At 70.0% G+C, this 12,741-nt stretch carries 10 protein-coding genes and 1 pseudogene; 4 read left to right on the forward strand and 7 right to left on the reverse strand.

What is annotated here, in order from left to right:
* The first annotated feature begins 13 nt into the window (after positions 1–13).
* Together ACGFN2_RS00025 and ACGFN2_RS00030 are read left to right on the forward strand one after the other, a co-directional pair.
* Positions 14–778 (forward strand): thioesterase II family protein, encoded by a 765-nt coding sequence (locus ACGFN2_RS00025; RefSeq protein ID WP_393356260.1) that lies wholly within the window; start codon positions 14–16, stop codon positions 776–778.
* Positions 779–839: 61 nt separating this feature from the next.
* The gene (locus tag ACGFN2_RS00030) at positions 840–2,270 is read left to right on the forward strand and encodes an NAD(P)/FAD-dependent oxidoreductase (protein ID WP_393356262.1); all 1,431 of its coding nucleotides are present in this window, start codon (positions 840–842) and stop codon (positions 2,268–2,270) included.
* Between the two features lie 68 nt (positions 2,271–2,338).
* Here ACGFN2_RS00030 and ACGFN2_RS00035 read toward each other — a convergent pair whose 3' ends face one another.
* From ACGFN2_RS00035 to ACGFN2_RS00060, 6 genes and pseudogenes are all read right to left on the reverse strand, one after another.
* On the reverse strand, positions 2,339–3,082 hold the full coding sequence (locus ACGFN2_RS00035; protein ID WP_393356264.1) for an ABC transporter permease: 744 nt from the start codon (positions 3,080–3,082) through the stop codon (positions 2,339–2,341).
* Positions 3,083–3,119: 37 nt separating this feature from the next.
* The gene (locus ACGFN2_RS00040; protein WP_393356266.1) at positions 3,120–4,034 is read right to left on the reverse strand and encodes an ABC transporter ATP-binding protein; all 915 of its coding nucleotides are present in this window, start codon (positions 4,032–4,034) and stop codon (positions 3,120–3,122) included.
* A 276-nt stretch (positions 4,035–4,310) separates the two neighbouring features.
* Positions 4,311–5,378 carry a glucose-1-phosphate thymidylyltransferase gene (locus ACGFN2_RS00045; protein WP_393356268.1) on the reverse strand — a complete coding sequence of 356 codons (1,068 nt, stop codon included), beginning with the start codon at positions 5,376–5,378 and terminating at the stop codon, positions 4,311–4,313.
* Between the two features lie 224 nt (positions 5,379–5,602).
* The gene (locus tag ACGFN2_RS00050) at positions 5,603–6,070 is read right to left on the reverse strand and encodes an acyltransferase (protein ID WP_393356270.1); all 468 of its coding nucleotides are present in this window, start codon (positions 6,068–6,070) and stop codon (positions 5,603–5,605) included.
* Between the two features lie 58 nt (positions 6,071–6,128).
* Positions 6,129–6,872: a TetR/AcrR family transcriptional regulator gene (locus ACGFN2_RS00055; RefSeq protein WP_393357139.1), complete on the reverse strand. Its 744-nt coding sequence runs from the start codon at positions 6,870–6,872 to the stop codon at positions 6,129–6,131.
* Positions 6,849–7,229 (reverse strand): annotated as a pseudogene (locus ACGFN2_RS00060) (4'-phosphopantetheinyl transferase superfamily protein); the annotation flags it as partial. The pseudogene ACGFN2_RS00060 and the gene ACGFN2_RS00055, both read right to left, overlap by 24 nt.
* 242 nt (positions 7,230–7,471) lie before the next feature.
* On the opposite strand from ACGFN2_RS00060, the gene ACGFN2_RS00065 reads away from it, so the two are divergent.
* Positions 7,472–8,293, forward strand: a complete 822-nt coding sequence (locus ACGFN2_RS00065; RefSeq protein WP_393356272.1) for a BTAD domain-containing putative transcriptional regulator — start codon at positions 7,472–7,474, stop codon at positions 8,291–8,293.
* Between the two features lie 181 nt (positions 8,294–8,474).
* Here ACGFN2_RS00065 and ACGFN2_RS00070 read toward each other — a convergent pair whose 3' ends face one another.
* Positions 8,475–11,285 (reverse strand): AAA family ATPase, encoded by a 2,811-nt coding sequence (locus ACGFN2_RS00070; RefSeq protein WP_393356274.1) that lies wholly within the window; start codon positions 11,283–11,285, stop codon positions 8,475–8,477.
* Positions 11,286–11,776: 491 nt separating this feature from the next.
* Here ACGFN2_RS00070 and ACGFN2_RS00075 point away from each other — a divergent pair, with 491 nt between their 5' ends.
* The gene (locus ACGFN2_RS00075; protein ID WP_393356276.1) at positions 11,777–12,619 is read left to right on the forward strand and encodes a BTAD domain-containing putative transcriptional regulator; all 843 of its coding nucleotides are present in this window, start codon (positions 11,777–11,779) and stop codon (positions 12,617–12,619) included.
* The last annotated feature ends 122 nt before the right edge of the window (positions 12,620–12,741 follow it).

Below are 12,741 nucleotides of genomic sequence, written 5' to 3' on the forward strand. Positions count from 1 at the left end.
GAACGGCCCTACTGTGACCGGACAGAATGAAGACAACGGCCTGTGGATCCGACGGTTCAACCCCCGTGACGACGCCGGATTCCGGCTCGCCTGCCTGCCACACGCGGGCGGCTCAGCCCCCTTCTACTTCCCGATGGCGAACGCCCTGCCCGAGGACGTCGATGTCCTGGCCGTGCAGTATCCCGGCCGCCAGGACCGCAGGACCGAACCTGCCGTCACCGATTTGCAGACCCTGGCCGACCGGGTCGCAACGGCGCTGGAACCGTGGACGGACCGGCCCCTGGCCCTCTTCGGACACAGCATGGGCGCCACCCTCGCCTTCGAGGTGGCCCGCCGCCTGGAGAGCCGCAACGGCACGGTGCCGGCGGCCCTGTTCGCCTCCGGGCGCCGCGCCCCGTCCCGGCACCGCCACGAGACCGTCCATCTGCGCGACGATGACGGCATCATCGCCGAGCTGAAGCAGCTGAGCGGCACCAACCCCCAGGTCCTCGGCGACGAGGAGCTGCTGCGTATGGTGCTGCCCGCCATCCGCGCAGACTACCGGGCCGCCGAGACGTACACATACGAACCATGCGCGCCGCTGCACTGCCCGGTCGTCGGCCTGACCGGCGACGACGACCCCAAGGTCACGCTGGACGAGGTCCGCGCTTGGGGCGAACACACGGAAGGCCCCTTCGACTTCCAGGTCTTCCCCGGCGGCCACTTCTACCTGGCCGACCACCAGAGCGACATCATCGCGCTCGTCCTGGACCGCCTGCTCGGCGACCGCGTCGGCTGAAGGTCACCCCGACCGCACGCGACCTTACGCAAGACTATTCGGAAAGGGGCGAACCGAGCCGATGGGCCGTTCCACCCACGCCGTGGTGCTCGGCGGCGGACACTCGGGCATGCTGGCGGCCACCGCGCTCGCCCACCACGCCGACACCGTCACCGTACTCGACCGCGACCAGCTGCTCCTGGACGCCGCGGCACCCAGGAAAGGCGTTCCACAGGCCCGCCACCTGCACGTGCTGATGTCCGGAGGGGCGCGGGCGATCGACGCGCTCCTGCCCGGCACCATTGACCGGCTGCGCGGCCTGGGCGCCCACCGCATCGGCGTCCCCGAGGACGTGGTGACGCTCTCCGCCGACGGCTGGCAGCACCGCTTCCCGCAGACCCAGTTCATGATCACCGCAAGCCGTGACCTGACCGACTGGGTGGTGCGCGACCAGGCCTTGCGCGACGACCGCGTCCACCTGCTCCAGGGCTGTGAGATCCAGGCTCTGCTCGGCGGACCCGACCGGGTCACCGGAGTGCGAGTCGCAGTGGCGCAGGACGGGCCGAACTCCACCCGTGACCTGCCCGCCGACATCGTCGTCGACTGCACCGGCCGCGCCGGCAGGCTGCGCCGGTGGCTCGCCGAACTCGGCGTCCCGGCTGTCCCGGAGGAGATCGTCGACTCGGGCCTGGCCTATGCCACCAGGATCTACGAGGCGCCGCGCGGCACACGCGAGCACTTCCCGGTCGTCAACATCTTCTCCGACTACCGGGAACCCGTCCCCGGCCGCTCCGCGAGCCTCGTGCCGATCGAGCACGGCCGCTGGATGATCAGCCTGACCGGGACGCGCGGCGGACGGCCCCCGCGCGACGAGGAGGCGTTCGACGCGTTCGCACGCACCCTGCGCGACCCGCTGATCTCCCGGCTGATGGCAGTGGCGCGCCCGCTGACCGAGGTGCGCGGTTCCAGCACCGCCGCCAACCGCAGGCTCTACTGCGAGCGCGCGACAGCTTGGCCGGCGGGCCTGGTGGTGCTCGGCGACGCCCTCGTCGCCTTCAACCCGGTCTACGGCACCGGCATGAGCTCCGCGGCCCGCAGCGCCCTCGTCCTTGCCCACGCCTTGGACGACACGGGCATCGACGAGGGGTGTGCCCGCCGAGCCCAGCAGGCCATCGGCGAGGTTGTGGACGACCCGTGGGTCATGGCGACCACACAGGACATCTGCTACCCCGACGTCCGCACCACCGTCGTCGACCCGCGCTTGGTGCGCCGCACGCCCGAGGCGGACCGCGCCTCCCGGTACTTCGGCCGAATGGCACTGCGCCACCCGGTCGTCAACGAGGCCCTCACCGACGTCATCACCCTCAGCGCACCGATGCGCGACCTCGGCGCCCCCCACGTCGCCGCCGCGCTCGACGGCGTGGGCGCGCGCCCCGAACTGACCGGCCCGCCACTGCGGCCCGCAGAAATCGCCCTGCTGGAGGGCGCGTTGGTGCCCACGGACAGGCCCTAAGCCGAACGGCGCGAAGGGGCGGCCCCGGAATCTCCGGGCCCCCCTTCGCGCCGTCGTACTGGGCAGTGTCACTCCCAGCGGAAGTACTTCGCGGAGATCGCCGCGAACGCCACGCTGTACCCGGCCATGAGCAGCAGCAGCCACGGCTGGACCGGATCACCGCCCCAACTGTCGCGCAGGGCCTGGAGCACGGCGCCCATCGGGGTCGCCCTGCCGACCGCGCCGAGGGCGCCCGGCAGCATCTCCACCGGCGTCCACACCCCGGCCAGGAACATCAGTGGGAACATCAGGATGAGGCCGATCGCGGTGGCGGCCTTACTGCTCGGCGCGAAGGCGGCCACCAGCATGCCGAGCGAGAGCAGCGTCGTGGTGCCCAGCACGAAAGCGAGCAGGAAGCCGCCCAGGTCGGCGGGAGGGCTCACGTCGAAGGCGGCCCCGGCGAAGGCGACCAGCAGGACCACCGCGGCGATCGCCATCAACGTGTTCACCGCGATCTGGGCGGCGAGCAGCTTCACCGGGTGCACCGGGCTCGCGGACAGCCGGCGCAGCACCCCGCGCTCGCGGTAGGTCGCCAAGTACACCGGCATCACGCTCAGCGCCAGGATCGACAGGACCACCAGAACCACGACCGACGGCACGAACGTGTCGATGACCGCCTGGCCGTTGAAACCGTCAAAGGGTTTACGGAACCCCGGGATGATCCCGAAGATCGTCATCAGGAACAGCGGAAACGCCAGGGTCATGATGGCCGAAGCCGGGTCGCGCAGCAACAGCTTGGCCTCGACGTACGTCATCTTGGCAAGGGCGGGCACGGTCGTCTCCTCAGTTGTCGGGGGGAAAGAGCGGCGGTCAGGTGGTCACGCGCTGGGAATCGCTGGTCAGGGCGACGAAGGCGTCTTCCAGGCTCGCCGACTCCACGCTCAGATCCCTGGGAATGACGTCCCGGCGGGCCAGCGCCGATGTGACGACCTGGAGGAGGTCGCCGTCGCCCGACACCTCCACGACGTCATCCGTGCGCCGGACCGCGGTCACTCCGGTGAGCCCGGCCAGGAACGCGTCCTCGACCGGCGCCGACGGCTTGAACTGCAGCCGCTGCCCCGCCCCCACGCGGGCCACCAGGCCCTCAGGGGTGTCGACGGCCGCGACGGAGCCCCGGGCGATGACCGCGACGCGGTCGCACAGGCGCTCCGCCTCCTCCATGAAGTGCGTGACCAGGAGCACCGTCACTCCCTTGTCCTTGATGCCCTCGATCAACGACCAGGTCTCCTGCCGGGCCTGCGGGTCGAGCCCCGTGGTCAGCTCGTCGAGGACGGCGATCTCCGGCTTGCCCACCAGGGCCAACGCGATGAACAGGCGTTGCTTCTGACCGCCGGACAGTTTGCCGAACCGGGCGTTGCGCTTCTCGGCCAGGCCCCACTCGTCCAGCAGCTGCCGCCAGTCGGCCGGGTCGTCGTAGAACGAGCTGTACAGGTCCAGGGCCTCCCAGACCTTCATGTTGTCGGGCAGGGCGCTCTCCTGGAGCTGGATGCCGACCTTCTGGCGCACCAGCGCGCGGTCGCGCTGTGGGTCGTGCCCCAGCACCGAGACGGAGCCGCCATCGGGCTTGCGCAGCCCCTCGATGCACTCGACGATCGTCGTCTTGCCGGCCCCGTTGGGGCCGAGAATGCCAAAGACTTCGCCGCGTTCCACCGCGAAGGACACGTCCTTCAGAGCGACATGATCGCCATACTGCTTCCGTACGTGGGTGGCCTCGATCACCGGCATGGTGGCCCTTTCCTCACAAGTGGTTCGCTGCTGCTGACAAGGACCCTACGAACGGCCGGGCGAGGCCGGAATCCGCCTGGTCCCACACCTGGGGTGGGTCTGGACCCACCCCTCGCGCACGGTCGCACGTGATCACCGGGCGACGGAGCGCACCGGAGGAAGAGGACGCCGGCTCTCGGAGCGGGCGGTGCGGCGGTGGCGCGGGTGACCGTGTGCAGCCGGACGGCCGGGTCCGGGCAAACTGGAGGGGCGAAACCCTTGCGGCGACGGGCGCCCTCACGGCGTGATCTGCACCTTGCTGTGGTCGCCCACGACGAAACGATGGGCCCGGGGAGTCCGGTCGGCGTGCGCGACGCGGGACTGCCTGCCGATCAGCGAGGCCTCGATGCGGCCGACCCCCTCGATGCTCGCCCCCTCCAGGACGATCGAGAACTCGATCTCGCTGGAGTCGATCACGCAGTCCTCGGCGACGGACGTCGAAGGGCCGATGTAGGAGTTGGTCACGGTCGTCCCCGCACCGATGACCACCGGGCCCACGATCCGGGAGCCCGAGACCTCGGCGCCCCGCTCGATCCGCACACGGCCGATGATCTCGCTGTCCGCGTCGACCCTCCCGTCCGCGCACGGCTCGAGTGTCTCCAGGACCGACCGGTTGACCTCCAGCATGTCGCTGACGTTGCCGGTGTCCTTCCAGTAGCCGGTGACCAGCGTGGACCGTACTGTGCGGTCCCGGTCGATGAGCCACTGAAGCGCATCGGTGATCTCCAGCTCACCGCGCGCGGACGGCTCGATGCCCCGCACCGCCTCGTGCACCACCGGGGTGAACAGATACACCCCGACCACGGCGAGATCGCTGACCGGGTTCTTGGGCTTCTCCTCGATGCGTACGACCCTGCCCGCCGAGTCCAGTTCAGCCACGCCGAAGGCGCTCGGATTGTCCACCCGCGTCAGCAGGATGTCGGCGTCCGGCCGCTCGGTGTGGAAGCTGCTGACCAACTCGCTGATGCCGCCGACGATGAAGTTGTCGCCCAGGTACATGACGAAGTCGTCGTCGCCCAGATAGTCACGGGCCACCAACACCGCGTGGGCCAAGCCGAGCGGTTTGTCCTGCTGGATGTACGTGACCTTGGCCCCGAAGGCACTGCCATCGCCGACCGCCGCACGGATCTCGTCGGCCGTATGGCCCACGATGATCCCGATGTCGGTGATTCCCGCGGCCACCACGGACTCGATTCCGTAGAAGAGCACGGGTTTGTTGGCCACCGGGACTAGCTGTTTGGGGGCGGTGTGTGTGATCGGCAGCAGCCTGCTGCCCGTTCCGCCCGCGAGTACGAGTGCTTTCATGCCGTGATGTCCTCGCCCGGCCTCGGCCCCGTCGTGACGGGGCAGCAGTGCCCGGGCCGCGACGGGGGACTGCGCGGCCCGGGCCGATAGCAGGCTCGATGCCGTGCCGGATGGAAATCCACAGCCGGTTGCACGGTGAGCCGCATCGGAACCTACGTATGCCGAAGTCCCATGCGAACCCCTATCGGCCACACACCACCCCCTTGCCCCACCCCGTCTTCGACTCAGGTCGTGAGGAGCGCGCTCCCCGACCGGCCCCCGAGCCGGAACCCGCACAAAATGGCGCCCGGCCGCGGGGGCTTGTGGTCGCGCGGCCGCTGCGGGCCGGGCACGGTCCAGGTACCGGCCTGCAGGGTGGGGGAACGGCGGTCGGCGCAGCGGCGGAGCAAGACGTAGAGCAGCGGGATACCCAGGCGCTTGAGCCGATCGCGGTAGAAGAGGCGCGCGCCCTTGCGGTCGTATGAGGGCGGGGTGAAGTACCCGGCGACCATGAAGAGGAAGCCCATGAAGAATGCCTGGTTGAACGTGACGAAGGCGCCCAGGGCCTGCCTGGATCCGTCCTGGGTGGGCTCGGTGTAGTACCAGGCCGGGAAGTTGCTGTAGGTAATGGCGGTGTGGTGCAGTACCACGAGTGCGGTCAGCGTGATGCGCAGGTTGTCGACGTATTGCAACCGCTCGCGCTCCGGGCGCATGGCGTCGGGCGAGGCTTTCGCGCGCCCCCTGAGGGTGTGTGCTGGACATCGTTCGTTGTCATCGGTGATCCCGCCAATCGTCTCGGCGGCTGTACTCAGCCGCAGCGAAGTTGTCAGTGGCCGCGCGCCCGGTGTTCCGGTGCGGGCGAACGCTCGGCGCGGGTAGCATGCTCGAAGAGGTCGGCGAGTTCGCGGGCGTGTGCGGCCAGGCGTGCTCGGGGTAGGCGTTCCAGTACGCGAACATCGCATCGATCCCGGACTGGAGGCTGACGGCCATCATCCGCGCGTCGAACGGCCGGAAGTCACCGCGCTTCTGGCCCTCGCGAAACACCTGCTCCAGCGTGGCGTAGATCGGCTCGCTGATGACGACGCCGTGGCGGGGAGCCCCGTCCCTCTGGCGGAAGTTGCTGAAGATCTCGCCGAGCGCGGTGAGCTGAGTGCGGTGGTCTGCCATGTACTCGGCGACGGACTGGATGCAGGCACGCAGCCATCCGCCCGCCCTCTCCCGTTCGTCCTGCTTCTGGAGCCTGGGAGCCATAAAGGCGGCGAGCCGATCGAGCTGCTCGACGACCAGCTCGATCGGCTCGTCCGTGCCGGTGAAGTGGAACGAGATGACGCCCTTGCTGATCCCGGCCCGCTCGGCGATCTGCGCCAGCGATGCCTTCGCGAACCCCCGTGCTGCGATGGTCTCGACGGCGGCGTTGACGATCTGGCCACGGCGGGCCTCCTGGGTCCCGGCGGCCCGGGGAGCCGCGGGCGGTGTGGCGGGGAGGAGCCGGGGGACGGCGATGGTCGTGACGATAAGCCCGGCACGCACCAGCCATCGGCCGCCGAATCCCGGCAGTCGGGTTCCGTTCATCTCGGGTCCAGGCACCACTAGTTGGGCGCGGAAGGTGTCAGCTGCGGGATCGATCCGGATCTCGCCTTCTTCGAAGTCCAGCCATCGGTGGGTCAGCGGGAACCACGCCTTGTAGACGCTCTCCTTGGCGCCGAAGATGAGCCGACCCCAATGGACGTCTCTCCGGTCCGCGACCAGTTGCGCGACGTGGGCCCGTTCTGTGACGTCGTTACGGTTGCCTCCGGTCAGACTGGCGAGCGGGATGCCGGTGGCGTCCGTGATCAGGTGGTGTTTGCTGCCCGTCCTGCCCCGTCGACGGGGCTTCGTCCGGTTCTGGTTCAGTGACGCGGACATCGGCGCGCCGCTATCGCGAGCCCACGCGCCGGGGAGGCCGACCGAAAGGTGAACCTGTGAGCTTTCTGTGAGCTGTGCGGCTTCTGGGGTGGAAAAGCGCTAGAGGAGCGCTTGAGGGTGGTCCATCGTCCCGCCAGATTCGGACTAGTTTGCGAATGGCGGTGAATTGATTCGCAGCCGGGGGATCACCGAGAAGGCACGGAGGGAATATGAGGATTCAAGTTCTGGGGCCGTTGGCTGTCGAAGTCAGTGGGGAATCGGTCATTCCGACGGCGAGCAAGCCGAGGCAGATCCTGTCACTCCTCGCCCTCTACCCGGGGCGTGCGGTTCCCATGCAGACGCTGATGGAGGAGATTTGGGGGATGCGTCCGCCGCAGAGCGCGATCACTACGCTCCAGTCGTACATCCTCCAGCTGCGCCGGCGGATCGGAAGGGCCATGGGGCCCGATGCGCCGGGTGATGCCAAGGAAGTGCTCGCCACCCGGCACGGCGGCTACCTGCTCCAGGTCCCCGAGGCCTGCGTCGACATGCACGAGTACGAGCTGCTGGTCGCGGAGGGGCGGGCCGCGTTCGAAGCGGGCGACAACGAACGTTCCTCCCAGCGGTTACGCAAGGCGCTGGATCTGTGGAGGGGCCCCGCGCTGGTGGACCTGAAGGTCGGACCGATTCTGGAGATCGAGGTCATGCGCCTGGAGGAGAGTCGGCTGCTGGCTGTGGAGCGGCGGATCGACGCCGACCTGCGGCTCGGTCGGCACGCCGAACTCATCGTGGATCTGACTGAATTGACGGCGCGACACCCGCACCATGAGGGACTGCACTCGCAGGCTATGGTGGCGCTCTACCGCTCAGGCAGACAGGGCTCGGCGCTCGGCATCTATCAACGGCTGCGGACGCGGCTCGTCGAGGACCTGGGCGTGGAGCCGTCGCCCCAGCTCCAGCGGCTGCACCAGGCGATGCTCACGGTGGACCCGCTGCTGAACGTGGCCTCGGGCCCCCAGCGGACCTCGACCTTCGACTTGTTTGCGGCGTGACCCGCCAGGAGGCGCAATCCGCCAAGACGCCACCGCGCGTCGGGCGGTGAACCGGCCCGGGATCCTCGTGCACAGCACGCGGACCCCGGGCCGGTTCTTTTGCGCGGGTCCCTCCGTACGGCTCTCTCCGGCCTTCCGTACGGAGCTCCTGTACGGGGCCACTCGTACGGTTTCGCGCCGCTCAGGCGGACTGGAGCGAGGTCGGCAGCAGGGTGAGCAGGCCGCGCCGTCCGCTCACACCGAGCTTCCGGTAGACGCGTGTCAGGTGCTGCTCGACGGTGCTCACCGTGATGAACAGCTGCTGGCCGATGTCGCGGTTGCTGAAGCCGCGCGCCGCCAGCAGCGCGACCCGGTCCTCCGCGTCGCTGAGGAGGAAGTTCTCGGTGCTCTCGGACGATCCCGGACCGGAGGCGGCCGGGACGGGGATGCTGGAGCGCGTGCGCGTGAGCGGGTTCTGCTCGGGGAGAGCGGACGCTTCCGGGCGGATGGTGGCGGACCGGCAGAGCTTGGTCTCCTGGGCAGCACGCCAGGACGCCGCTCGGGCTTCGTCGAGTTCACCGATGTCCCGCAGAACCACGCTCAGATCAGCTAGGGAGCAGGCCAGTTCCATGCGGTCGCCCGAGGCTTCGAGCAGGTTGACGGACTTGCGCAGCAACCTGGGCTGCTGCGGCGGTTCGGCCGTGGCGGCCAGCAGTCGCAGGGAGACGCCCTGGGTGCGCAGGCTCGTGCCCCGGTCGCGGCCGAGCTGCTGCTTGGCCAGGTCGCGGGCGATGACGGTGTGGCCGAGCCGCAGGTTCACCTCCGCGAGACCGTTGCGCCACGGGACGAGTTCAGGGGAGTCGAGGTCCCATTCCTGGGCGAGGCCGCCGCAGTTCCGGAAGTCCTTGGCCGCCGCCAGGATCCGTCCGGCGGACAGGTGGTGGCGGCCGCGGGCGTACAGGAAGGTCAGGCTCCACACCGTGGGGGGCAAGGAGTCGGACGGCATCTGCCGTACCGCTTCCTCGGCTGCGTCCGCGTCGTCGAGGGCGGTGAGCGCGGCGACGAGGGTGCCGAGCGGGTAGCCGCGCAGCGCCCCCCAGCTCTGCGGTGCCAGCAGGTCCAGGGCGGTACGGGCGTGGGCCACGGCTGTGCCCGGTTCGCCGTGCCGCAGGGCGATGTCGGCGCGTACGGCGCCGAGTGCGGCCTGCCAGGTGTGCCCGCCGCGCCGCACCGCCTCGGCGTATAGCTTGTCGCTCCACTCGGCGGCCCGTCCCAGGCCGTTGCCGCGGATCAGGGTGAGCAGGGCGGCGAGGACGACCTCCAGGAGGGTCTCGCCCATCCGGCAACTCTTGAGGATGTGCTCGGCGCTGGCCGCGGCGTTCTTCGCCGGGCTTCCCGGGGTTCCGTCGCACACCGCGTCGACGGCGCGGGTCCACGGATCCTCGGTGTGTGGTCCGCGGGCGCACCACTTCTCGCGGTAGTCCTGTGCGCCGGGGCTGCGGATGAAGGTGTCACCGTAGAACCAGCGCTGCGCGAGGCGTAGTTCGGCCTCCGCGTAACCGTCGCGCTCGTCGACGGCGGCCTGCTGGGTGTACGTGCGGAACGCGCCCCGTGCCGTGTCGAGGTCGCCCTGCCAGAGGGCCTGCTTGAGGAGCGGCAGGGCGTCACGCACAGCCAGGTCGTCGCGCTCCAGTGCCGCGCGGGCGGCGGCGTGGTGGCGGGTGGCGGCGGCCGGGTCGACGCGCCAGATCGTGCGGGCCAGGGTGTGGCGCAGGTCGGCGCGGCCGGCCGGGTCGGAGCAGCTGTCTATGGCGAGTTCGAGACAGCGGGTGGCCAGTTCCACGTTGTCGTAGGCGGTGGCGCGGGCAGCGGCAGCGCGCAGCACGCCGGTCGCCCAGGAGCCCGCGGAGCCGGCGGTGATGAGGTGTTCGGCAACGGCGACGGGGTCGGCGCCCCGGTGCTGAAGCAACTCTGCCGCTGTGCGGTGGATCCGGGCCCGCTCAGTGGCCGGGAGGGGGCTCAAGGCGACGGCGCGGGCTGCGGGGTGGCGTAGCCGCGAGCCGTCCAGGAGCCCGGCGGCGGTCAGGACGTTGAGCGTCCTGCCGACCCGGTCGGCGGGCAGGGACATCAGCTCCGCGACGAGCGGCGCCGAGGCGTGCTCGTCGAGGACGGCGATGCCCTGGGCGACGCCGAGCAGGTCGCCGTCCCAGCGGTAGAAGCAGTTCAGCACGGCCTGGGTGAACGCGGGACCGGCCTCGGCGCAGGAGACGGAGGGGAGGGGACGGCCCCTGCGCAGATCCTCCGTGAGGGCTTGCACGAGGAGGGGGTTGCCGCCTGCGAGCCGGTGGACGTGCTCCGCGTGGTCCTGGGCCTGCTGCGGGGTGGTCCGCTCAGCGAGCGCCGCTGCGACGGCAGCCACGGGCAGTGCCGTGAGCTCGACGAGCTGGTACGGCTGCCGGGAGAGGTCGGCGTGGAACTGCGACAGGGCGGGCAGCCCCCAGTCCCATTCGGTCAGCACGACCAGCACGGGCGCGGCGGCCATGCGCTGGCGCAGGTGCAGGACCAGCCGCAGGGAGAAGGCGTCGGCGAACTGGATGTCGTCCACACTGATGACCAGAGGGCGCTGCCGGGCCAGTTCGAGAAGTTCGAGGCAGAGCGTGTGCCGGACGCGGGCCTCGGTGAGCGGCGGGGCGGTGCCAGGGCTGGTATCGGCGTCGGCGAGTTCGGAGAGGAGCCGGGTGACGCGGGCGGCGGCCGCAGCGGGGACGCTGCTGCTGCGGAAGAGCTGGTCGACGACCCCGCCGGGGAGGTCGCGTTCGGGGCGGGAGCCGGTCGCCATAAGGTGCAGAGCGCCGTTCTGCGTCGTGTGGCGCGCGAAGGCGTGCATCAGATGGGTCTTACCGCTTGCCAACCCGCCGGTCACCAGGGTGAGCTGACCGCCACCACCCTCGGTGCAGACGTCAAGCTGCCCGACGAGATCCTGCAGTGCGTCGCTGTACTCGCGCTCCACCATGCCCCCTTCTGATCGGCTGCCGCCATGGCCGGCCGTGTGGCCGATGTGACCACTCCTCACTGCGCTTCAAGGGTTGCTGGCGCTGCCACAGTGGGACCCCTAGCCGAACCGGCAGCGGGCCTGCAGTCCCGCTGGAGTGGAGAGGGAGCGCCGGCGGAGGGAGGCTGTCGCGGGGGAGGGCCCCGTTAGGGAATTACGGGGTGCCCGGGGAGGGAAGGAGCGGCTCCGGCGTGCCTCACTGTCAGTACGCCAGTCCCGCATCGCGGAGTTCGTCCAACCAGATGCCCATGTCGGCACGGGTGTCGGTCGGTGCGGTGGCCCACGGCCACAGAGTGACTGTTTGGCCCGCTCTTCCTGTCTGAAACCGCTCCTATCGTGCAGGTGAATGAGCGATTTGCGCATGTCGACAAGCTACTTGTACTCTTTCCAGCCGACGCTGGAAGAGCGCTACCACTGACCAGGGAGCGCCGACAGCGGATGGGGGAAACAGTGTGGACATTGACGTACTCGGCACGCTCGCTGTACGCGAGCACGGTGTATCTATTACACCGACCGCGCCCAAACCGCGACAGGTTCTCGCCCTGCTTGCGCTGAATGCGGACCAGGTGGTGCCGTTCGGCACGCTGACCGAGGAGCTCTGGGGCGCGGAGCCACCGCGCAGCGCGCGCCCCACGCTCCAGACTTACATCCTGCAGCTGCGCGAACTGATCGGCGGGGCACTGAAGCGGGACGACGAGGCGGGGCGGCGCTCCGCCAAGGACGTACTGATGACGGTCCCGGGCGGTTACCTGCTTAGGAGCGGAGAAGGGGCCAGCGACGTCCGGGAGTTCGAGCGGCTCGCCGGAGCCGGGTACCGGGCCATGGACGCCGAGGACCACCCCGAGGCCACCCGCCGGCTGCGTGAGGCACTCGCCCTGTGGACCGGGTCGGCCCTCGCCGACGTTCAGACGGGACCCCATCTGGAGCCCCAGGTCAAGCGGCTCGAGGAGAGTCGGCTGTGCGTCCTGGACCAGCGCATCGAGGCCGACCTCAAGCTCGGTCGGCACCGTGAGCTGCTCGCCGAACTGACCGTGCTCGTCAGCAAATACCCCACCCACGAGAGCCTGTGCGGCCAGTACATGCTGGCCCTGCACCGCTCCGGTCGCCGGGGCGAGGCGCTCAACGTCTACCAGCGGCTGCGTACGACGCTGGTGCGCACCCTCGGCCTGGAGCCGTCGGCCGCGCTCGCCAAGCTGCAGCGCTCCATCCTCGCCTCCGGATCGGTCAACGCCCCCGCCACCAGCTCCGGCCTTGCCGGGACGTCCGCCGCCAGGGGCCTGACGCCGATTGGCTGACGCCCGGTTCGGCCGTCACGGACCGGGGCCGGGCCAGACCTCCGGGGCAGCCCCTCCGCCCGGACTCGAGCGCCGCTCCAGACACACGGCGCAGCCTTGACGCACTTGCGCACAACCTGGAG

Source organism: Streptomyces sp. NPDC048612 (assembly GCF_043199295.1).
In the GTDB taxonomy this organism is placed as follows: Bacteria; Actinomycetota; Actinomycetes; order Streptomycetales; family Streptomycetaceae; genus Streptomyces.